This window comes from Halomonas icarae, from assembly GCF_009901955.1.
GTDB lineage: Bacteria > Pseudomonadota > Gammaproteobacteria > Pseudomonadales > Halomonadaceae > Halomonas > Halomonas icarae.
Genome location: NZ_WUTS01000001.1, coordinates 918,929 through 941,707, shown reverse-complemented (window position 1 = coordinate 941,707; position 22,779 = coordinate 918,929). Strand labels below are relative to the sequence as shown.

The following is a 22,779-nucleotide window of genomic DNA, read 5'->3' as shown; positions in this document are numbered from 1 at the left end:
TCTCGCCCATGCTGTGAAGTCTCCGGGGAGAATCCATGCCGCTACTGACGACCCTACTGTTGATCCTGCTGGTGCTGCCGAGCCTGATGGCCATCGTCGCCATGGTGCGCCTCACCCGGTTGACGCGAAGGGTGACCGACCTGGAGACGGCGCTGGCGCGCCTCACCGCCGACGACACCCTCGTCGAGAGCGCCAGGGCAGAGCCTCTCGCCACGCCGTCCCACCCAGGCACGATGAGGCCGGCCGAGAAGACTCCCCCCCCGGCGGACGCCTGGCAAGAGAGCAACGCACCCGACCCCGGCCGTGGTGCAAGCCAGCAGGCTAGCTGGCCTGACAGGGTCATACATCGCCTCGCCGAGGTGCGTGGCAAGCTCGGGCGCTGGCTCAACGAGGGCAACCTGCCGGTCAAGATTGGCATCCTGGTGCTGTTTGCAGGGCTTGCAGCGCTGATCCGACACGCCTCGACTCAGGGGTGGCTGACCCTCTCCGTCGAGCTGCGCCTGGCCGGCATCACCCTCCTGGCGGTAGCCGCCCTGGGTGTCGGCTGGCGGCAACGCCGAGCAAGACGGGTGTTCGCGCTGAGCCTTCAGGGCGGTGCCATCGGCGTGCTATTGATGGTCATCTTCGCCGCCGCCCAGCGCTTTGAGCTACTGCCTCTGCCGCTGGCCTTCGCCCTCAGCGTGGCGCTGGTGGCGGGGCTAGGCGTGCTGGGTGCAGTGCAAAATACCCAGGCGTTGGCGGTGCTCGGCAGCCTGGCGGGTTTCCTGGCCCCGCTATGGCTTACCCGAAGCCCCGGTGACCCACTGGTGCTGTTCGGCTACTACGCCCTGCTCAACCTCGGCATCTTTGCCATCGCCTGGGTGCGCCACTGGCGGCTGCTCGATATGCTGGGCTTCGTTGCCACCTTTGCTATCGCCACTGCCTGGGGAGTGCTGGAGTACACGCCCCGCCACTTTGCCGTGGCTCAGCCTTTTCTGGGGATATTCTTTCTGCTCTACCTGATGATTCCGATCCTCCATGCTCGCCGTGATCTTCATGGCTGCGGTGAGGAGGAAGCGGCATCGCCGGGCCGGGGGGCCAGGAGAGTCAATGGAAGCCTGGTCTTCGGCACCCCACTGCTGGCATTCGGCCTGCAGGCGGCACTTCTCGAGGGGAGCCGGTTCCCACTGGCCCTGTGTGCCCTGGGAGTGGCCCTGCTCTACGCCCTCTTCGCCGCAGGACTCACCCGCCGCGCCCCCACTCGGCTGCTCGGCGAGTCCCACGCCGCCCTGGCGCTGGGCTTCGCCACCCTGGCCATCCCGCTGGCGCTCTCGGCCAGGGTCAGCGCCGGGCTCCTCGCCATGGAGGGGGTCGCCCTGATATGGCTGGCACTCCGCCAGAGCCGCCTACTTCCTCGCCTCGCGGGCCTGGCACTGCAGTTGATCGCCGGCATTACGCTGCTCGGCAGCCTACTCCTGGCCGGGACCACGAGCACGCCATTGGCCAATGCTGCCTTCATGGCAGGCGGACTAATTGCCGCCGCGGGCCTGGTCAGCGCCGAGCTGCTGTGGCGCACCGGCCAGCCCCGCTGGGCATTGGGTGACCTGGCCTGGGGACTGGCCTGGTGGCTCGGCATCGTCAACCGTGAGATCGAGCACTTCGCTCCACCGAACCTGACGGACGACTGGCGCCTGGCGCTGCTGGCGCTCACCGGACTCGCCCTGGCGGAGCGCTATCGCCGTCGACCGGCCGCACCGCTGGCCTGGTGTATCGCCGGCGGACTGTTGCTGTCGGCCCTGTCACTCGCCGGGGCGCTCGAGCGGATCCTGCTGGCTCCTCATGTCACCGGTCCTCTCGCCCCCTGGGGCTGGGCCCTGGTGATGGCATTCGGTTATCGACAGCTTCAAGGACTCGCACGCCACACCACAGCACTCAACGGAGAGCCTCTCCAGCCCGTGGCCTGGGCCCAGGGCGCCTGGCTGTGGTGCGCCCCGCTCTTCCTCAGCACCCTGTTGCTCCAACCGCTGCCCCTCCCCCTCGCACCCGCCTGGCAGCTTGCTGCCGCCACGCTACCCTGGCTGGCGCTTGCCGCGCTGCTACGCCACCACCCCGGCTGGTTGCTACGCCCTCTGAGCGAACCGGCAATGGCGTGGCGTGGCTCCCTGTCGGCCGGGGTACTGCTGATGCTGGTGCTCGCCTGGGTGGTGTTGCTGCTGCGCCCCGGCACCCCCTCCCCGCTGCCCTGGTTGCCATTCGCCAACCCACTCGCTCTGGTGCAGTGGGCTGCCCTGCTGCTCGCCTGGCAGCTATGGCGTGGTGGATTCTGGCCGGCGGCACCGGCACGCCTGGCACCGGTTCTTCTGGGGTCCATGGCCTTCATCCTGCTCACCGTTGAGCTGCTGCGCGGCGCTCACCTGGCAGGCGGCGCCCCCTGGTCGCCGGCGATGCTGGAGCTTGGTCTGGTGCAGACTGGCCTGACACTGCTCTGGAGCCTGCTGGGAGTGGCCGGCTGGGTGCTGGGCTCGCGGCGCCGGCAGCGCACCCTATGGCGACTCTCCGCGCTGTTGATGGCGGTGGTACTGGTCAAGCTGGTGGTGGTGGATCGCCAACACCTGGGCAACCTGCTGGGTATCGCTTCCTTTATCGGCTATGGGCTTCTCTGTATCGGCGTGGGTTACTTCGCCCCGGCACCGCCGCGACGGCAGGAGAAAACACCATGAGGTGCATCGGCATATGGGCACTGCTGCTATGGCCAGGCCTGGCCGTGGCGGAAGCGCTGGAAGTAAACTGGCAGCACGCCTGGCCCCTCCAGGTCGAGTCGCCCGCGGCGGCCTATCGCCTGACCCTGCCCCCGGAGGTCTACCGTAGTCTGCATACCCCGACGCTGGTTGACCTTCAGGTGGTCGACGCCCGCGGGCAAGCCGTTCCCACCCTGCTGCAGAAGCTCCCCACCCCGATATCAAGTGAGCGCGCCCAAGGGGTTCCCTGGTTTCCGCTACCGGCACCCCCAAGCGATACCGCCTATTGGGAATTGATCGGCGAGACCGACGCCTTGGGGCGGTTGCGCCGGATCGAGAGCCGCGGCACGGCGAACAAGGAAGAAAAGGGAGAGGAGACGAGTCCCCGAAGCGCCGCCCTGGTCGACCTGAGCGGCCTGGAGGATAACGTTTCCGCCCTGTCACTGAGCTGGGCCTCTGGCGTCCCTGTGGACAGCCTCTATCGCGTAGAGGCGAGTGATGACCTTGAAACTTGGCGCCCCGTACTGGCCAGGGGGCGGCTACTGGATATCTCGCATGACGGCGATCGCCTGGTACGCCGACGTCTCGAACTGGCCGACACCTCGGCGCCATTCCTGCGCCTGCGTCCGCTGCCGGGCCAACCAGCGATCTCTATCGTCGACATTCAGGCGGTGGTGCCCGGGCCTCGGGAGGCCGTGGCCTTGGAGTGGGTGAACCTCGACGGAGAGCGGGTCGCCGCCGATGAGTTCCATTACCGACTGCCCGGACGGCCGCCGATAAGCCTCGCAGATGTGGAGAACGATACGCCCTATAACGCCCGCTGGCGGCTGGAGAGTCGCGAATCACCCAAGGCGCCCTGGAGGGCGACCACCCCCCACTGGACCGGGTATCACCTCGAGCCGCCAACGGGCGAACTGCGTTCCCCGCCCCGGACACTGCACCTCAAGATCCGCGACCGCCACTGGCGGCTGCTGACCGATGCCCCTCACCCCGGTTCGCCACCACAGCTACGGCTTGGCTACACCCCTGAGCAGGTGGTGTTCCTGGCTGAGGGTGAGGCCCCCTGGCGGCTCGTCGCCGGCAGCGCACGAGAATATCGCGTGGAGGGGATGCTGGCACCAGTGCTGGATTCGCTGCGGGCGCGTCATGGAGATGGGTGGCAGCCGGCCACCGTCAGCCTGGGCAAGCGGTACTCCCTTGGCGGCGAGGCCGCCCTGATACCGCCTCGAGACTGGACCCGTTGGCTGCTGTGGGGCGTACTGGTCGCCGGCACGCTACTGGTTGGAGGCTTCGCGCTGCATCTGTTGCGTCGCAACGACTAGACCCGAGGCCTCTTGGTACGGGCGGAGGCCTCGGCGGCCATGGGATCCTCGGGCCAGGGGTGTTTGGGGTACCTACCTCGCATCTCGCGACGCACCTGCGCATAGCCCCCTGCCCAGAAGCTGGCCAGGTCGGCGGTGACCTGCAACGGCCGACGCGCCGGCGAGAGCAGATGCAACAGTACCGCCTCGCGCCCTTCGGCGACCCGCGGCGAGACGTGCCAGCCGAAGCACTCCTGCAGCTTTACCGCCAGCACCGGTGGCTTGCCCGTCAGGCAGGGCGCGTAGTCGACCCGGTGGGTAGCACCGCTGGGCACCGTCAGGCGCTCCGGGACGAGCTCATCGAGACGTCCTCGCAGTGGCCAGTCGAGGCTATCCAGCAGCAGACGCCCCAGCGGCAGGCGCTCCACGGCGTCCAGCCGACGAATGCCGTCGAGGTGGGGCCCCAGCCAGTCGTCGAGCCCCTCGAGCAGCGCCTCATCGGACACCTCCGGCCACGCGTCGCCCAGGGTGCGGTGCAGCAGCGCCAGCCGGCCCCGCAGTTGGGTCAGCGCCTCGCTGTCCGGGAGCCCGCGGCGGCGCAGGGCATCGAGCAGAGCCTGGCGCACCGCCCCCGGCGGCAACGCCTGAAGGGCACGTCGCTCGAGCACCACGGCCCCCAGGCCGCGCACCTCCTCCCCCGTCAGCCCACCCTGCTCGTCGGACCACTCGAGACGCGTGCGCCACTCGGCACACTCGGGATAGAGCGCCTCCAGGCGCTCGCGAGACAGCGCCACGGCGCGAAAGATACGCGCGCCGCTGGCCTCACCGGAGAGCTCGGCGGCCACCAGCAGCTCGGTGTGTGCCAGGGGATGGCCCTCGGGCAGGGTGGCGTGCCCACCGCCGGCGAGGCGGAAACGCCCCGGCGACTCGAGGCGCTGGGCGATACGCTCCGGGTAGGCGATGGCCAGCAGCTCCCCGAGTGGGCTCGGGTCGGAGACCTCGAGTGCCACCCCGGCGATGCGGGCCAGACGCTCGGCGTCGCGATGCCACTGGCGGTGCGACCGAGGCGCGCCCAGCCGGGCCTGCAGCAGGCGCTCCAGGTCACGCTCCTGGTCGACCCCGCGCTCCTCGAGCAGTGCCACCAGGGCACAGGCCAGTGCGGAAGCCCGGCGCTCGCCGGCACGCTCCAGCATCGCCGCCAGGCGAGGATGCGTGGGCCAGCGCGATGCACCTCGCCCAAGCTCGGTGAGGTGGTCGGCATCATCCACCAGCCCGAGGCGGCGCAGCAGGTCGCGACCGGCGGCCAGGGGCCCGGCCGGTGGCGGCGTCGCCCAGGCCAGCTGGTGTGCGTCGGTGATACCCCAGCGCGCCAGCTCGAAGGCCAGCGGTGCCAGGTCGGCCTGACGAATCTCCGGCTCTCCATGGGCGATCAGCGGCTGCTCCTCGGCCCACAGTCGGACGCAGAGCCCCGGCCCCTGCCTGCCGGCACGCCCGCGTCGCTGGTCGGCGCTGGCACGGTTGACTCGCCGGGTCTCCAGCCGGGTCAGGCCGCTGCGCGGCTGGAACACCGGTACCCGTTCGCGACCGGCATCCACCACCAGGCGCACGCCATCCACGGTGACGCTGGACTCGGCGATGGCGGTGGCCAGCACCACCCGGCGGCGCCCCTCGGGGTCGGGGCGCAGGGCGCGGCGCTGGGCGTCGAGAGGCAGGCGTCCGTGGAGCTCCAGGGCAAGCAGCTCGGGGGCACGGCTGGCCAGTTCCGCCGCCAGGCGACGAATCTCCGCCACCCCGGGCAGGATCACCAGGGCGTCCCCCTGTTGCTCGGCCATGGCGTCGAGCAGTGCCCTGGCCTGTTGGGCAGGCAGCTCCTGGCGGGCATTGAGCGTTCGATAGCGGGTCTCGACCAGAAAGGTTCGACCGGGACACTCGATCACCGGCGTCTCCTGACCCAGAACACCGAGCAGGGCTTCGACATCCAGGGTGGCCGACATCACCAGCAGGCGCAGGTCATCACGTACCGTCTGGGCGTCCAGGGCCAGGGCGAGGCCCAGATCCGCCTCCAGGCTACGTTCATGAAATTCATCGAAGAGGATGCCGGCCACGCCCTCGAGCAGGGGGTCCTCCTGCAGCATCCGGGTGAGCACCCCCTGGGTCACCACCTCCAGACGCGTGGCGGGGCCCACCCGGCTCTCGCCGCGCATCCGGTAGCCCACCGTCTCCCCGAGCCGTTCACCGAGTTGATCGGCCATGAAGCCAGCGGCCAGTCGTGCCGCCACTCGTCGCGGCTCGAGCAGCAGCAGGCGGCCTTCTCGGGCCCAGGGGGCATCGAGCAGGGAGAGCGGCACCCGGGTGGTCTTGCCGGCACCGGGTTCGGCCACCAGCAGCGCACGGGAGTGGTCGGCCAGCGCCGCATGGATAGCGTCGAGGCGAGCGTCGATGGGGAGGGTCATGACGTGTCAGCGCTCCGTCTTGGCACGTACTTCAACACCACAGCCCTTGAGGATCACCCGGGTCAGGAAGGTGGTGATGCTCTCGACATCGCTGTCGCTGAGCGACTCCCGGTCGGTGATGCCGACCACCTGGGCCTCGAAGTCGGCGTAGTGCTGTGTCGCCGACCAGATCAGGAAGATCAGCCAGACCGGGTCGACCGGGTCCATCAGCCCGCGCTCGGCCCATTGGCGAAAGATCGCCGCGCGGGCCTCTACCCAGTCCCGCAGGTCACCACGCAGATACTCCTGGAGGAAGGGGGCGCCGGCCAGAATCTCGGCGGCAAACAGTCGCGACCCCTCGGGGTGTCGCCGAGAGAGCTGCATCTTGCTGCGGATAAAGGCCTCCAGTACCTCGGCCGGGTCGTCATCCACGGAGATCTCGTCGAGCAGCGCATTCCAGCGCGCCATCATCCGCTCCAGCAGACGCACATAGAGGCCACGCTTGCTGCCCATGTAGTAGAGGAGGTTCGACTTGGGCAGCCCCGCCCGGGCCGCGATCTCGGCCAGGCTGGCGCCACGGTAACCATGGTCCGCGAACACCCGCTCGGCGGCGGCCAGTATCTCGCGCTCGTTGCGCTCCCGGGTGGCCCCGCTGCCGTTGTCGGTGCGAACGGAAACGACAGCATCACGCTGGGTCATGGGGGCTCTCCTGGCCGGTCTGAATGGCAGAAGTTTGCCGCACGCCCCCAAGGCGTGCAAACCATAGTGGCGATGGTCGGCAGGGATATCGCCGTTATCGGAAACAAGGGGCGCTGGGGACAAGCCGAAGAGGAGGTCCTACGCCAGGGAAGGCGTCGGTAGCGTACAGGGAAGTATTCACAGCGCCTCCTCGTAGGCTTGTCGCCAGATCAGCCCCGAGCCACCAGGCTGCCAAGCTATCTTGCGATTGCCCTGGAGCAGTCGGGCCAGAGCTTGCATTCCTCCCTTTCATGAACCAAGCTAAAAGTCTTCCTGACCGATCGGTCAGACGGGTTCGAGGCTCCCCCTGACAGCAAAGCCTCGGATTCCGCCACCGGCCGAATTCCAACCACAAGAGAACGGTGATGATTGAATTCCTGCTCAACGGCCAACCGCGCCGGTGCGAGGCGACGCCCGACACCAGCGTGCTCGAGCTGCTGCGCGACACCCTGGGCCAGACCGGTACCAAGGAGGGCTGCGCCACCGGTGACTGCGGCGCCTGCACCGTGGCCATCGGCGAGCGCGACGACCAGGGTACCCTTCGCTATCAGGCCGCCAACGCCTGCATCACACCCGCTCATCAGCTCAACGATCGCGCCCTGGTAACCGTCGAGGGGCTGGCCCGGGGCGATGCCCTGCACCCGGCACAGGCGGCCATGGTCGCGTGCCACGCCAGCCAGTGTGGCTTCTGTACCCCGGGGATCGTGATGTCGCTGTTTACCCTCCACGAAGAACAACAACGCGCACCTGCTCCGCTGACGGCGGCGCGCCTGGAGGCAACGCTTGGCGGCAACCTCTGCCGCTGCACCGGCTATCGCCCGATTCGCGATGCCGCCATGACCATGGGTGACTACCACTACCCCGCCGTCAGGGTCTGGGAGCCGGCAGCTTCGGAAAGCAACGATGTCGAGGAGGTCGATAAGACAGAGAGCGCCGAACCGGCCTCCCAGCAGAAGGCGTTCGGCTTTATTCAGCCCGCCTCGCTGGAGGCACTGATCGCCGAGCGCCGGGCGCATCCCGAGGCGCCACTGGTCGCCGGGGGCACCGATCTCTGGCTCGAGGTGACCCAACGCCTGGCCCGCTTCCCGCGCGTCGTGGACCTGACCCGGGTCCCCGAGCTCCAGCACATCGAGCCGACCACGCTGGATGACGGACGGCAAGGCTGGTGGGTCGGCGGGGCGGTGACCTATGCACGGCTCGAGCCGCTGCTGGCCGAGCACTACCCCGCCTTCGAGCATCTGCTCCATCGTCTGGGCTCGGCCCAGGTACGCAACCGCGGCACCCTGGGTGGCAATATCGCCAACGCCTCGCCCATCGGCGACACCCCGCCGGTGCTGCTCGCCCTGGGCAGTCGCCTCTGGCTGGCGGGTCCCGGAGACGGTGAAGGAGGAAGCGGTGAAGAAGTCGTCGAACGCGAGCTCCCCCTCGATGAATTCTTCCTCGATTACAAGCGCACCGAACTGCGCCCGGGCGAGGTGATTCGCGCCATTTTCCTGCCCCACCCCCAGCCCGAACGGGAACTGAGGATCTGGAAGCTCTCGAAGCGTCGTGAGGATGATATCTCTGCGGTACTCGGCGCCTTTACCTGGCGCCTCGACGACGGCGTGATGCGCGACGTGCGCCTGGCCTTCGGCGGCATGGCGGCGACCCCCAAACGCGCCCTCGCGGCCGAGGCGGCCCTGGAGGGATACGCCCCTACACCTGCGGCCTTCGCTGCGGCCCGTGCCGCCCTCGAGACGGACTTCCAGCCCATGAGTGATGTGCGCGGCAGCGCCAACTACCGCCGCCTCAGCGCCGCCAACCTGCTCGAACGGCTGCGTCTGGTTGTGAGTCAAAGAGATCAACTCGACAACAATTCCCACGGCTCCCGGGAGGTCATGCTCCATGCGTACGCTCACTAAGCCCCGCCAGCGCCAGGGAAGCGCCACCGCCAGCAGCACCCACGCTCACGCCCACGAAAGCGCGATCAAACACGTGACCGGGCGAGCCACCTATATCGATGATATTCAGGCGCCGGCGGGATGCCTGCACCTGGCACTGGCGCTCTCTCCGGTGGCCCACGGCCGCCTGGCGCCGGTCGACATGGAGCGGGTGCGCGCCCTGCCCGGCGTGGTCGACGCGGTCGGCTTTCACGACGTGCCGGGGCATACCGATATCGGTCCGGTATTTCCCGGCGATCCGATCTTTGTGGAAGAAGAGATCAGCTACGCGGGCCAGGTCCTGTTCGCCATCGCCGCACAGAGCCAGCGCGCCGCCCGAGAGGCGGTCAAGGCCGCCATGGACGCAGGCGTCGTGAAGATCGACGAGCAGCCGGCCAGCCTCGACCCGGTGGCCGCCGCCGAGCGCGGCGAGCTCGTGCGCCCGACCCACGTTCAGGAGAGCGGCGACTGGCAGGCCACCCTCGCCATGGCCTCCTCGGTCGTGGAGGGCGAGCAGTTTGTCGGCGGTCAGGAGCACTTCTATCTCGAGGGCCAGGCCTGCCTGGTGACGCCCACCGAGGACGAGGGCGTCGTGGTTCACACCTCCAACCAGCACCCCAGCGAGACCCAGAAGTTGGTCGCCGAGGTGTTGGGCATTCCCCTGCATGCGGTGACGGTGGAGGTGCGCCGCATGGGGGGCGGCTTCGGAGGCAAGGAGACCCAGGCCTCGCCGTGGGCGTGCATCGCCGCCCTGATCAGCCGTCGCACCGGGCGTGCCGCCAAGCTACGCCTGCCCCGCGCCGAGGACATGCGCGCCACCGGCAAGCGCCACCCCTTCCACAATCGCTACCGGCTGGGCATCGACGAGGCGGGCGTGATCCAGGGCGGCGAACTTACCCTGATCGGTGACTGCGGATACTCGCCGGACCTCTCCGAGGCGATCGTCGACCGCGCCATGTTCCACGCCGATAATGCCTACTCGCTGGGCCAGGCCCGGGTCACCGGCCACCGAGCACGCACCCACTTCGCCTCCAACACCGCCTTCCGTGGCTTCGGGGGGCCCCAGGGCATGATGGTAATCGAAGCGGCCATGGACGATATTGCGCGGCGTGTCGGCGAGGACCCGCTGACCATTCGCAAGCGCAACCTCTACCGCGGTGGCGAGGCGCCCCTGCGTCGTACCACCCACTATGGTCAGACGGTGGAGCAGCTCGGCCTGCTGCACGAGCTGGTCGAGCGGTTGGAGACCTCCAGCGAGTACTGGCAGCGTCGCCGCGAGATCATCGACTTCAATGCCCAAAGCCCCGTGCTCAAGCGCGGACTGGCGCTGACGCCGGTGAAGTTCGGCATCTCCTTCACCGCCCAGCACCTCAACCAGGCCGGCGCCCTGCTCCACGTCTATACCGACGGTAGCGTGCAGATCAATCACGGCGGCACCGAGATGGGTCAGGGGCTGCATACCAAGATCTGCCAGGTGGTGGCACGCGAGCTGGGGCTGGATCTCGAGGCGGTACGCATCACCGCCACCCGCACCGACAAGGTTCCCAACACCTCACCGACGGCCGCCTCCAGCGGCGCCGACCTCAACGGCATGGCCGCCCGGGACGCCTGTCTCAGGCTCAAGGAGCGGCTCTTCGACTTCGCCGCCGCGAATCTGCATGCCGACCAGGGGCTGGAGCGCGACGGCATGCGCCTGGAAGCGGGCCACCTGGTGGCCGGCAGCGGCGAGAGCCAGCGGCGCATCCCCTGGGGTGAGCTGGTGCAGGCGGCCTACTTCGGGCGGATATCGCTCTCCGAGAAGGGCTTCTATGCCACCCCGCTGATCCACTATGACCGCGAAACCGGCAAGGGGCGCCCCTTCTACTACTACGCCTTCGGCGCCGCCGTCAGTGAGGTCCAGGTCGACACCCTGACGGGGGAGTATCAGGTGACACGCGTCGACATCCTTCACGACGTCGGCGACTCGCTCAACCCGGCCATCGACCTGGGCCAGGTCGAAGGTGGTTTCATCCAGGGCATGGGCTGGCTGACCAGCGAGGAGCTCAGGTGGAACGGCGACGGGCGCCTGCTCAACGAAGGACCAGCCACCTACAAGATCCCCACCTTCGGCGACCTGCCGCCGGTGTTCAACGTCGAGCTGATGGAGGGCCACCCCAACTCCATGGCCAGCCTCTACCGCTCCAAGGCGGTGGGCGAGCCCCCCTTCATGCTGGCCATCTCGGTGTGGTCGGCGCTGCGCGATGCCCTGGCAAGCCTGGTGAACTACCGTGAGGCACCGCGTCTGGACACCCCGGCAACGCCGGAGCGGGTATTGATGGCCGCCGAGGCGTTGCGCCGCCATGCCCATCTGGAGACACGGCCCAGCGAGGAGGTAGTGCCATGAGTGCGCGCCCGGAATGCTGGCACGCCGCCCTTCACCGCCTGCAGCAGGAGGGCGTGCCCCACGCCCTGGCCACTCAGGTCACCAGCGCCGGCTCGACGCCACGCGAGCCCGGGGCACGCATGGTGATCACCACAGACGCCGTCTACGACACCCTGGGAGGTGGCACCTTCGAGTGGCAGACCATCGCCGCCGCTAGGCAGCGCCTGGCCGGTGATGACGGGCAACCGCAGCCCGGCATCAGCCTGGAAGCCTTCAGCCTGGGCGGTCGCAGTGGCCAGTGCTGTGGTGGCTTCGTCAATGTGCTGATCGAGGTCTTCCCCGGCAGCACCACCACCCTGGCGCTATTCGGCGCCGGCCATGTGGGCAGCGAGATCGCCCGCCTGGTCGAGCCGCTCGGCTGGCAGCTGCTATGGCACGACAGCCGCGAGGGCGTCTTTCCCGACTGGGCATCCCACCAGGCGCGGCTGGCATGCCGTCCGGCACCGGACCCCGAGGCCGCCGTGGGCGCCCTGCCCCCGGGCGCCCACTGTCTGGTGATGACCCACGACCATGCCGAGGACCGCGCCCTGGTAGACGCCCTGCTGCGACGCGGTGACTGCGCCTCCATCGGCCTGATCGGCTCCCGGAGCAAGTGGGCAAGCTTCCGCTCGCGTCTGCGCGACGCCGGCCACGATGAGGCCGCCCTGGCCCGGGTGCGCTGTCCCATGGGCATGATGGCAGGCCCGGAGGGAAGCCAACAGCGTGGCGGCGACAAGCGCCCCTACGCCATCGCCCTGGCCACCGTGGCCGAGCTGTTGCCACTGGTGGCGGATAACGAACGCCCCGACCAACGGGGCCTTGACTCGGCCGAGCTGCGCGCTCTCTTCTAGCCAGCGACCCAAAAGACCCACTGAGCCTCGACAACGTGATGACAAAGTCTGACTCGCGCGTGCTGCGCGCCGAACTGCTGAGCTTCGATGCCGACCCCGGCGACAGCGACACGCCCGCCCCGGGCAGTGTGCGCCATATCGCCGATGGCGCCCTGTGGATCGAGCATGGTCGGATCCGGGCGGTGGAGGAGTACACCCGCCTGGCACCGACCCTGCCCCCCGACACCGAGGTGATCGATCACCGCGGCAAGCTGATTGTCCCGGGCTTTATCGATAGCCATGTCCACTATGTGCAACTCGAGATCATCGCCTCCTACGGACGCCAGTTGCTCGACTGGCTCAATGACTACACCTTCCCTGAGGAGCAGCGCTTCGCCGACCGCGACCACGCCGCGGCGCTGTCCGATGCCTTTCTCGACGAGCTGTTGCGGGTCGGCACCACCACCGCTCAGGTGTTCTGCTCCAGCCATCCCGCCTCGGTGGATGCCTTCTTCGCCGCCAGTCACCGCCGCGGCCTGTGCATGCTGGCAGGCAAGGTACTGATGGACCGCCACGCTCCGGCAGGGCTGACCGACGACCTCGAGGGGGGCATCCGGGACAGTGAGCGACTGATCGGCGACTGGCACGGCAAGGGGCGGCTAGGCTACAGCCTGACGCCGCGCTTCGCCCCGACCTCCACTCGCGCGCAGCTCGACGCCGCAGGAGGGGTGCTGCGCAGCGACGCCAGCCTGTGGGTCCAGACCCACCTGGCCGAGAACACCGGCGAACTCGACTGGGTCGCTGAGCTCTTCCCGGGCAGTCGGGACTACCTGGAGGTCTATGAACAGTCGGGGCTGGTCGGCCCGCGCAGTACCTTCGCCCATGGCATCCACCTCGACAACGAGATGCGCACACGGCTGGCCGAACGCGGAGCCAACCTGGCCTTCTGCCCCAGCTCCAATCTCTTCCTGGGCAGCGGATTGTTCGACCGTCAGGCTGCCCGGGAGAGGGCGTTGAACGTCACCTTTGCCAGCGATGTTGGCGGCGGCACTGACCTCTCGGGCCTGGCAACGCTCAAGGCCGCCTACCAGGTAGGCCAGCTGCGTGGACAGCCCCTCACCGCCTGGCAAGGCCTCTTTGGGCTGACACTGGGCAACGCCCGCGCCCTCTCCCTCGACGATCATATCGGCCGCCTGGCGCCGGGAATGGATGCCGACTTCGTGGTTCTCGACCCCGCCGCCACCCCGCTGCTGGCGCGACGAACCGCCCGCAGTCAAAGCCTGGCCGAGACGCTCTTTGCGCTGATGATGATGGGAGACGACCGCTGTGTCGCCGAGACCTGGGCCGATGGTCGGCTACAGCATCGTCGCGATGGCTGATACCGGTCATATCCATTTGTAGCTGTTGAGCCCGATAGGATGATGCAGGCCTGACCATGCGCCGGGCCTGGATAGCAAGACGGCAGCCTCTGGGCTGCCGTCTTCGGTCATGACGATACGTCTGGCCGGTCAGGCCTCTTCCAGCTGTCGACGCCACTCCTGGCGGCGTGCCTCATCGACGAAGGCGGCCTCGATGGCGTTGCCGGCCAGGCGCCTGAAGGTCTCCTTGCCCCAGCCGAAGGCGCGCTTGCAGGCCAGGAAGTTGGCGAGCATGCCGCCGCCGAAGTAGGCGGGGTCGTCGGAATTGAGGGTCACATTGAGCCCTTCGGCCAGCATCCGTGGCAGCGGGTGCTCCTCGAGCCGTTCAACCACCCTGAGGCGCAGATTGGAGAGCGGACATACCGTTAACACCACCTGCTCGTCGCGCAGCCGGGCCACCAGGGCCGGGTCCTCCAGGCAACGCACCCCGTGATCGATACGACACACGTCGAGCCGGTCGAGAGCGTTGCGAATGTACTCGGGGGGGCCCTCCTCGCCGGCATGCGCTACCCGTGGAATCCCCAGACGGCGAGCCCGTTCGAAGACCTCACTGAACGCCTCCGGCGGATTGCCCAGTTCGGCGCTATCCAGCCCCACGGCATCGAGCATCTCCCAATAGGGCGACGCCTGCTCCAGCACCCACATCGCCTCATCGGCATCACGGTCGCGCAGAAACGCCATGATCAGTGCCGTGGAGAGACCCAGCTCCCTCTCGGCCTCGCGGCATGCCAGGGAGAGCCCCTCCATGACGACCGCCAGACCGACGCCCCGCACGAGGTGTGCCTGGGGGTCGAAGTGCATCTCCACATGCACCACGCCCTCGGCATGGGCACGGCGAAAGTAGGCCATGGCCAGATCATGAAAGTCCCGGGCGGTCTGCAATACGCTCATCCCCTGATAGTAGAGGTCGAGAAAGGATTGCAGATCGCTGAAGTCATAGGCGGCATGCACCTCCTCCACCGAGGCGTAGGGCAGCGTGACGCCGTTGCGCTCGGCCAGGGCAAACATCAGCTCGGGCTCCAGGGTGCCTTCGATATGCAGGTGCAGCTCAACCTTGGGCAGTCGGGTCAGGAAGTCTCGCATCGCTTATCTCACTCTCCTGGAACGATATGGAGCCATGCTGAAAGAAAGCGCGCCAACACGAAAGACGCGGCTGTCAACGCAACTACGATAACTCACGCAGCGTCTCGGCCAGGGTCTCGCGACGCGTTTCCCGCTCGGCCTCGAGGGTCTCACGCTGCGCCTCCAGCGAGGCGATCTTCTCCTCTGCGGCCTCGAGATCCCCTAGATAGCGCTGGCCGAGAGCGTTGTCAGAGCCCACCGCAGCCAGATTGTCACGAATTCGCGCCTGGCGTTCGACGGCTCGCGCCAGCCGCTCCTCGACATCTTCCAGCTCCTGTTCCACCGCGTCCAGCGCCCGGCGACGCTCCAGAACCCGCTCGAGTTGCACCGAGGTCTCGCCGTCGGCGGCATCTCGCCACTCGATCAGCTGAGCCACGCCGGCATTCGCCAACGCCATGCTCTGACGCCGCACCCGAGTCTCACGCGCCATGACCTCACCGCTCTCGCCAGGCGCGAGCGCAAGCGCCAGGCGATGATGGCGGGGGGTGCTCTCCATCAGGGCCTCGGAGGCGAACTCCCAGCCGCTGCGGCGGGGGTGCTCGATCAACACTTCTCGCGCCTCACGGGCATCGTTCTCTACCGCATAGCGCGTCACTCGCCGCGACTGATGAGTGATCCGCAAGGCACCATCGACGATGACCATGCGTTCGAGCCGCTCCTCGGGGTGGGAGCTCGCGGCGATACGCACCTTGCGGTCGGCGGCGAAGCTGGCCAGACGCGACTCTCCGGCGGGAATCCCGGGCAGGTTAACATCACCCACGTGCCCCACTCCTGCGTCATAGACGGTCACCAGCCCCGGAGGCAGCCAGGCGTCCGTGGTGTTCTCCAGACGCACCGCCGCCACCGGGTGACGCTCGCCGCGTTCAGGCTGGTAGAGCGAAACACGACGGGCCGGCACGACGGCATCGATATAGGGCAGCGAGAGGGTTCGCCCCGCCGCGAGATCCACCGAAGTGGGCAGGCGCCAGGTGGCCGCCGTGGCGCTCTCGACCACCTCGGGGCGCGATGCCGGGGCAGACGGTGCCGCTGCGCTGCGGCTCACTGCAGCGTCGCCATAGGCCATCATGGATTCGGCCTTGGCACCGTAAAGCGCCTCCATGGCACCCTCGTCGGGCCGCACCGGTGCGATGCTGTCGGCAGTGACCGGCACCTCCGTGCGCGCTGGCCAGTAGCGCTCCAGCAGACGCTGGGTCAGGGTGACGGGGGCACCGCTGGAGAGCGTCAGCGCCACATCACTCCAGTCGCTGCCGCTGGCATTCTCGATCACCGACCAAGCCTGCAGGTGAGCCTCGTTATCGGCCTCGAGCAGCAGTCGATAGGTACTCTTCCAGACCGGTGCCGCCACCACATAGGTCAGCGACACATCGCGTTCGCCCTCGCCATCGAGGTCGATGGCGATGCGACGCATCTCATCGGTGCGGGCGCGGCCACTGACCTCGGCGGCCTCGGCCAGGCGCTCACGCAGGGCAGGATCCAGCACCTCGAGGCGGGCATCGTCGCCCAGGCGCAATGTGGCCACGCCCCCCTCTTCATCGAGCAGCGACAGAGTCTGCACGGCGCGTCCACTTTCCTCGACGCCATGCTCCGCGACACCCAGCAGCAGTCCCTCGAGACGCTGCCCACCGGAGCTCACCCTTACCTTGACCCCCTGCAGGCTATCGGCCAGCCGGGCTATCGAGCCAAGGTCCTCCGGGCCAAAGGGCAGTCGACGGTAGGTCTCCTCCAGCGTCGCCAGGCCATCGAGGCTGAGCCCCTGAAGGCGCCCCGCCGGGTCACGCACCATCAGGCTCTTGAGCACATCGTTGACCTGCTCCAGGGGCACCTCCAGATAGAGGGTGCCATCTCCCTCGAGGCTGGCCCTGCGCTGCACCTCGGCCAGGCCGCCGGAGGAGAGCGTCACCGCCTCGATGGGCAGCTCGGCGGCCGTGGCCGAGCCTACTGGCCATGCCCCTGCCAGCAGGATGACGAGGCGAAGGGAGGAGTGGCGACGCCCCCGCTCGGATACTGCATCCCTGACCGTCATATCGTCTCCTTGTGAAGCGTGAAAGAATGGCTCAGGTAGAGCTCACTCGGCCTTGGACCAGTGTCAGGCGGTGATCGATCCCGGGTGGATCGAAATCTCCGCCATCCAGCTGATGCACGAGGTAGAGCGTGGTACGCCCCTCGAGCCAGGCATTCAGTCGAGGGCTCAGCCGCGCCACGGTGGCGGCATCGAGGCTGGCGAAGGGCTCGTCAAGAATCACCAGATCGGGATCCAGCAGGTACAGGCGGGCCAGGGCCAGGCGTCGCGCCTGGCCACCGGAGAGGCGCCGCCCCCCCTCGCCGACTCGAGTGGCGAGGCCTGCGGGCAACGTCATCGCCCAGTCGGCCAGCTCGACCCAGACCAGCGCCGCCCATAATGCCCCCTCCTCCGCCTCCGGTCGGGCCAGGCACAGGTTGGCGGCCAGGCTGTCATCGAGCAGATCGACATGCTGGGTCAGCGCGGCCACTCGCCGGCGAAGCGATACCTCTGGCCAGGCGTCCAGGGCCACGCCTCCCAGCAGGATCTCGCCGGCGCTGGGCGTGAGCTGACGCAGCAGCAGCCCCGCAACACTCGACTTGCCCGCCCCCGAGACACCGCACAGCACCAGCCGCTCACCGGCAGCGAGCCGCAACGAAAGCCCCTCCAGAGCCGCCAGCGGCGCCCCAGGGTAGTGCAGCGATACCCTGTCGAGGCATACCGCAAGAGGGCCAGGAGGTGTAGCCCGGCCACTCTTCACCGCCGGCGACTGAGGCGCCGCCCGGCGCAGCCCGTTGAGCCGCGCCGCCGCGCCCCGGGTGGCGCCCAGCCAGGTAAAGGCAGCGGGAAGGCCGGTCAGGGCCTCGTTCATGGCCAGCACGGCAAGGGGCATCATCACCGCCAGCGGTCCGGTAAGCATGTCGGCCTGCCAGGCCGTGGCGGCGAGCCACAGCGCCGTGAGTGCCGCTCCTCCCACCAGCAGTGTGACAAGGGCATTGCCCAGCGCCACCAGGGTCCCGAGCCGGCGCTGATCCCGATAGAGCTCCGCCTCCAGGGCTTCGATCCGCTGACGATGAGGTGCAAGGGCACCATAGGCCTCCAGCTCAGCCATGCCCTGCATCTGTTCCACCAGGCGCCCTCGCAGTAACTCGCGAGTGGTGACCTGGCGCCGACTGGCGGCCATTCCCTGGCGCGCCTGACCGACCACCAACCAGCCCCAGCCGAACAGCAACACGCCTCCGACCACGAGCCCTGCCATGGGCGTCCAGAGGGCCAGGAAGCCTCCAAGCCCCAGGGTGGCGACCAGCGACACCGCGGCCGGCGCCAGTAGCCGCAGGTAGAGGCTGTCCAGGGTATCGATATCGGCGGTCAACCGATTGAGCCAGTCGCTGGCGCGCCGCTCTCTCAGGGCGTGCGCATCGAGGCCGGCGATCACACCGAACAGTCGTCCGCGCAGATCGGCGAGCAGTCGCAGCACCGTGTCGTGATTGTAGAGGCGTTCCAGATAGCGAGCCACGGTTCGCGTCACCGCAAAGGTGCGGATGCCGCCTCCCGGTAGATAGACGTCCAGGCGTGCCGCCGCCCCTGCCGCCAGCAGCATGCCGGTGAGGCCGGTGGCGGTGATAAACCAGCCGGACAGTGCCAGCAGGCCGATCGCCGACAGCAGCGTCAGTGCCATCAACCCGACGCCAGCGGCCAGCCGCCCGCGACGGCATGCCAGCAGTTGCAGCCAGGGAGCCAGTTCGCCCCACAGGTCACCACGCTCCTCCACAGGCTCTCTCATCGAATGCGCTCTCCCTGTTGATCGAGCATCAGGCCCCGGTCGGCCAGCGCCATCAACGCCGGATGGTGGGTAGCAATCACCAGACAACGCCCCTCCCGGGCCAGCTCTCTCAGCGCCGCGATGACATCCGCCTCGGTCGCGGCATCCAGACTCGCCGTGGGCTCATCGAGCAGCACCAGCGGAGCATCGCACAGGAAGACTCTGGCGAGCGCCAGCCGCTGGGCTTGACCACCGGAGAGTCCCGCACCGCGCTCGCCCAGCGGTGTACCGAGCCCCTCGGGCAGGCGTGCCAGCAACTCGCCCAGGCCGGCACGCTCCAGGGCTCGGTACATGGCCGATACGTCCGCCTGCGGTGCCGCCAGGCGCAGGTTATCGGCCAGGCTGCCCTTGACCAGCAGCGGCCGCTGATCCATCCAGGCGTAGCGCAGCCCGGGCGCCATCCGCCGCCTTCCCCCCTCGGGGCCAACAAAGCCCGCCAGCAGGTGAAGCAGCGTCGACTTTCCTCCCCCTGAGGGGGCGCTTATCACCAGCACCTCGCCAGGCACCAGGGTCAGGTCGAGGGGGCCGAGCACGCGGCCGCGTTGAGGATAGCTCACCGTGGCCGCCTCGAGGCGAATCAACCCCTCGGATACGCAAGCGGCGGGCGCTTCTTCACCGCCGCTACCGCGCAGCTCCTCGACGCTCTCGGCGAGCAGCGCCATCAGCCCGTCGGCGGCGCCCAAGGCCGCGGCCCGGTCATGATAGTGCTGGGAGAGCACACGCAGCGGCTGGAAGAACTCCGGAGCGAGCAGCAACACCAATAGGCCGCTGAATAGGGTCAGCTCCGGCGAGGGGCCGAATGTGATATAGCCGAGCAGGCCGAACCCGACATAGATCGCCACCATGGCGATCGCCACCGAGGCGAAGAATTCCAGCACCGCCGAGGAGAGAAAGGCCACGCGCAGGGTGCGCAGGCTGCGCCGGCGATAGTCGTCGGCGGCAGCGTGCACCTCGGCCGTCGCCTCCTGGGTGCGACCGAAGAGCTGCAGGGTAGTGACCGCCCGGACCCGATCGATGAAGTGGCCCGACAGGCGTGAGACCGCCTCGAACTGCTCTCGATTGAGGCGCTCGGCCCCCATGCCTACCAGGGCCATGAACAGGGGTATCAGTGGCGCCGATAGCAGCAGGAAGAGCGCCGCCAGCCAGTCGAGCCAGGCCACCGCCACGAGCACCATCAACGGCTGGAGTATGGCCAGGGCGAGCTGGGGGCGATAACGCGCCATATAGCCATCCAGAGCCTCCACCTGCTCGACCAGCTGACTGGCCAGTGACGCCGAGTGTCTGTTGGAGAGCCCCGCCGGCCCCAGCCTGGCCAGATGATCGAGTAGCTCGCCGCGTATCCGCCGACGCAGGGCCAGGCTGGCAACGAGCCCCAGCCGCTCCTGAAGGAACAACGCCAGGCTGCGCACCAGCAGCAGCCCCAGCATGCCCAGCGCCAGGGGAGTCAGTCTCACCAGCGGCGCCTGGGCCACCAGCAGCTCGCTGATAAAATGAGCGAGCAGCACCAGCTGGCCCAGGGTGGCCAGGGCGGCCACCACACCGGCGGCGACCGCCAGGTTCAGGCGCCAGCGCTCCTCGGCGGCATAAGCGGCCAGCCACCGGGAGGCTTGCCCGGTGGCACTATTACGACGGCCCACCGACTAGTGGTAGCCGTCGCCGGGACGGACCTTGCCGCGGAACACCCAGTAGGACCAGGCGGTATAGGCCAGCACGATGGGAATCACGAAGAGCACACCGATCAGCAGGAAGAGCTGCGACTCGGGTGCCGAGGCGGCGTCCCAGATCGTGTAGTCGGGAGGCACGATCACCGGCCACTTGCTGGCCACCAGGCCTAGATAGGTGAAGAGGAAGAGCCCCAGCGTGGCGATGAAGGGCTGCCCCTCCTGGCGCCGATGGACCGCCAGCAACAGCCAGGCGGCACAGGCCAGGGCCAGGGCCGGCAGCACCCAGATCAGATGAATATGATCGAACCAGCGCTGGAACACCGCGGGATCCACCAGCGGGGTCCAGACGCTGATCATGGCGAAGGCGGAGAGCACCGCCAGCAGCAGGACCGGGGTGATGCGATAGGCCCAGCGCTGGATCTCGCCCTCAGACTTGAGGATCAGCCAGGTGGCCCCCAGCAGGGCATAGCCGACCATCAGGCTGATGCCCGTCAAGACCGCGAAGGGCGTCAACCAGTCCATGGCCCCTCCGACGAAGACGAAGTCCTCGACCGGGAAGCCCTCGATATAGGCCCCCACCACGGCGCCCTGGGCGAAGGCGGCGACCGCCGATCCCCAGCAGAAAGCGCGGTTCCACCACGCCCGGTTGCGCCGCGACTTGAAACGAAACTCGAAGGCGATGCCACGGAAGATCAGGCCGGCAAGCATCAGAAAGACCCCGATATAGAGGGCCGGCAGGTAGACCGAGTAGACCAGCGGAAAGGCCCCCAGCAGCCCGGCCCCGCCCAGCACCAGCCAGGTCTCGTTGCCGTCCCATACCGGGGCGACGGAGTTCATCATCACGTCCCGGGCCTCCTCGCTCGGCGCGAAGGGGTAGAGGATGCCGAGCCCCAGGTCGAAACCGTCCATCAGTACGTACATGATCACGCCGAAGCCGATGATCACCGCCCAGATCATGGAGAGGTCGAAGGATTCCATATCACTGCCTCCAGGTTGGGGCCGCATCGTCATCGAAGCGGGCATTGGCTGCCGAGAAGGGCCGCTTGGCGTGGGGCGAAGGATCGGCATCGCCACCCGATGCAGGCAGCATGCCCTGGCGCACCACGCGGGTGAGATAGTAGAGGCCGCAGGCAAACACCACGGCATAGACCGTCATGTAGCCGATCAGGGTAAACAGCGCCATGCCTCCGGTCAGTGACGGAGTGAGCCCTTCGGCGTGGGTCATGAGTCCGTAGACCAGCCAGGGGGCACGGCCCGTTTCGGTCACGAACCATCCGGCCAGCACCGCGACAAAGGGCGTCACGCTCATCAGCCTCAGCAGCTGCAGGTAGCCTCGCTGCCGATAGAGGCGGCCGCCGCGACGCAACCACAGCCCCACCAGGGAGACACCGATCATCAGCATGCCCAGACCGACCATGACCCGGAACGACCAGAACACCAGCCATACCGTTGGTTGCTCATCCTGGGGCACCTCGCTGATACCCGGTATCTCGCCATGAATATCGTGAGTCAGAATCAGGCTGGCCAGATTGGGGATGCCGATTTCGAAGCGGTTGTCCTGAGCCGCCTGATCGGGCCAGGCGGCCAGCAGCAGCGGTACATCGGTGCTGGTCTCCCAGTGGCCCTCCATGGCGGCCACCTTGGTCGGCTGATGCTCCAGGGTGTTGAGGCCGTGGAAATCGCCGATCACCGCCTGGGCGGGAGTCAGCACGAGCAGCAGCCACAGGCACATGGAGAGCGCACGGCGGTTCGCCTCGACATCGCGGCCGATCAGCAGGTACCAGGCGCTGACGCCCGCTACCACGAAGCCACCGGTAACGAACGACGCCATCACCTTGTGAGAGAAGCGCCAGGGGAACGACGGGTTGAAGATCGCCGCCGACCAGTCGGTGATATGGAAGCGGCCATCGATCAGCTCCGCACCGGCCGGGGTCTGCATCCAGCTATTGGCGGAAAGAATCCAGAACGAGGAAATAAACGTGCCCAATGCCACCATGATCGAGGCGAACAGATGCACCCCCTGGGGTACCTTGCCGCGCCCGAACAGCAGCACGCCGAGGAAGGCCGCCTCCAGGAAGAAGGCCGTAACCACTTCATAGCTGAGCATCGGCCCGATAAAGTTGGCGGTGGCATAGGAGAAGTTGCTCCAGTTGGTGCCGAACTGAAACGACATGACGATGCCCGATACCACCCCCATGCCGAACACCACGGCGAACACCCGGGTCCAGAACTGGGCGAGGCGGTCCCAGGCGGGGTTTTCCGTCTTGTAGAAGAGGCCGTTTAGCACGGCAATATAGGATGCCAGGCCGATGGTGAACACCGGGAAGATGGCATGAAAGGAGACCACAAAGGCGAACTGCAGTCGCGACAACAGCAAAGGATCCAGTTCCATGGCGCTTGCCTCGTTACGCAGATG

Annotated in this window: 14 protein-coding genes; 6 read left to right on the top strand and 8 right to left on the bottom strand. The window is 67.9% G+C overall.

Features of this window, described 5'->3' with window-relative positions; all coding sequences use genetic code 11:
* The first annotated feature begins 35 nt into the window (after window positions 1–35).
* Window positions 36–2,699 carry a DUF2339 domain-containing protein gene (locus GRB80_RS04355; protein WP_161422658.1) on the top strand — a complete coding sequence of 888 codons (2,664 nt, stop codon included), beginning with the start codon at window positions 36–38 and terminating at the stop codon, window positions 2,697–2,699.
* Window positions 2,696–4,039 (top strand): DUF3999 domain-containing protein, encoded by a 1,344-nt coding sequence (locus GRB80_RS04350; RefSeq protein ID WP_161422657.1) that lies wholly within the window; start codon window positions 2,696–2,698, stop codon window positions 4,037–4,039. The genes GRB80_RS04355 and GRB80_RS04350 overlap by 4 nt, the downstream gene beginning before the upstream one ends.
* Here GRB80_RS04350 and hrpB read toward each other — a convergent pair.
* Together hrpB and GRB80_RS04340 are read right to left on the bottom strand one after the other, a co-directional pair.
* On the bottom strand, window positions 4,036–6,471 hold the full coding sequence (hrpB, locus tag GRB80_RS04345) for an ATP-dependent helicase HrpB (RefSeq protein WP_161422656.1): 2,436 nt from the start codon (window positions 6,469–6,471) through the stop codon (window positions 4,036–4,038). The two genes, GRB80_RS04350 and hrpB, sit on opposite strands and share 4 nt — an antisense overlap.
* A 6-nt stretch (window positions 6,472–6,477) precedes the next feature.
* Window positions 6,478–7,149, bottom strand: a complete 672-nt coding sequence (locus GRB80_RS04340) for a TetR/AcrR family transcriptional regulator (protein WP_161422655.1) — start codon at window positions 7,147–7,149, stop codon at window positions 6,478–6,480.
* Window positions 7,150–7,553: 404 nt separating this feature from the next.
* Here GRB80_RS04340 and xdhA point away from each other — a divergent pair, with 404 nt between their 5' ends.
* The 4 genes from xdhA to guaD are packed head-to-tail and all read left to right on the top strand — an operon-like array spanning window position 7,554 to window position 13,717.
* A complete protein-coding gene (xdhA, locus tag GRB80_RS04335) occupies window positions 7,554–9,089 on the top strand; it encodes a xanthine dehydrogenase small subunit (protein WP_161422654.1) in 1,536 nt (511 codons plus the stop codon).
* Complete coding sequence (xdhB, locus tag GRB80_RS04330) at window positions 9,073–11,490, top strand: xanthine dehydrogenase molybdopterin binding subunit (RefSeq protein ID WP_161422653.1); 2,418 nt, start codon at window positions 9,073–9,075, stop codon at window positions 11,488–11,490. The genes xdhA and xdhB overlap by 17 nt, the downstream gene beginning before the upstream one ends.
* Window positions 11,487–12,359 carry a xanthine dehydrogenase accessory protein XdhC gene (gene xdhC, locus GRB80_RS04325; protein ID WP_161422652.1) on the top strand — a complete coding sequence of 291 codons (873 nt, stop codon included), beginning with the start codon at window positions 11,487–11,489 and terminating at the stop codon, window positions 12,357–12,359. The genes xdhB and xdhC overlap by 4 nt, the downstream gene beginning before the upstream one ends.
* Window positions 12,360–12,397: 38 nt before the next feature.
* Window positions 12,398–13,717 carry a guanine deaminase gene (gene guaD, locus GRB80_RS04320; RefSeq protein ID WP_161422651.1) on the top strand — a complete coding sequence of 440 codons (1,320 nt, stop codon included), beginning with the start codon at window positions 12,398–12,400 and terminating at the stop codon, window positions 13,715–13,717.
* A gap of 129 nt (window positions 13,718–13,846) precedes the next feature.
* On the opposite strand, the gene GRB80_RS04315 is transcribed toward guaD, so the two are convergent.
* The 6 genes from GRB80_RS04315 to GRB80_RS04290 all read right to left on the bottom strand — a co-directional run bounded on the left by GRB80_RS04315 (window position 13,847) and on the right by GRB80_RS04290 (window position 22,755).
* Complete coding sequence (locus GRB80_RS04315) at window positions 13,847–14,839, bottom strand: adenosine deaminase (RefSeq protein WP_132041159.1); 993 nt, start codon at window positions 14,837–14,839, stop codon at window positions 13,847–13,849.
* A gap of 82 nt (window positions 14,840–14,921) precedes the next feature.
* Window positions 14,922–16,901, bottom strand: coding sequence for a DUF4139 domain-containing protein (locus GRB80_RS04310; protein WP_132041160.1), 1,980 nt, complete (start codon window positions 16,899–16,901; stop codon window positions 14,922–14,924).
* A gap of 31 nt (window positions 16,902–16,932) precedes the next feature.
* A complete protein-coding gene (gene cydC, locus GRB80_RS04305; RefSeq protein ID WP_161422650.1) occupies window positions 16,933–18,660 on the bottom strand; it encodes a thiol reductant ABC exporter subunit CydC in 1,728 nt (575 codons plus the stop codon).
* A complete protein-coding gene (gene cydD, locus GRB80_RS04300; protein ID WP_161422649.1) occupies window positions 18,657–20,336 on the bottom strand; it encodes a thiol reductant ABC exporter subunit CydD in 1,680 nt (559 codons plus the stop codon). The genes cydC and cydD overlap by 4 nt, the downstream gene beginning before the upstream one ends.
* A 3-nt stretch (window positions 20,337–20,339) precedes the next feature.
* Window positions 20,340–21,341, bottom strand: a complete 1,002-nt coding sequence (gene cydB, locus GRB80_RS04295) for a cytochrome d ubiquinol oxidase subunit II (RefSeq protein WP_132041163.1) — start codon at window positions 21,339–21,341, stop codon at window positions 20,340–20,342.
* A 1-nt stretch (window position 21,342) separates the two neighbouring features.
* A complete protein-coding gene (locus GRB80_RS04290) occupies window positions 21,343–22,755 on the bottom strand; it encodes a cytochrome ubiquinol oxidase subunit I (protein ID WP_161422648.1) in 1,413 nt (470 codons plus the stop codon).
* Between the last annotated feature and the right edge of the window lie 24 nt (window positions 22,756–22,779).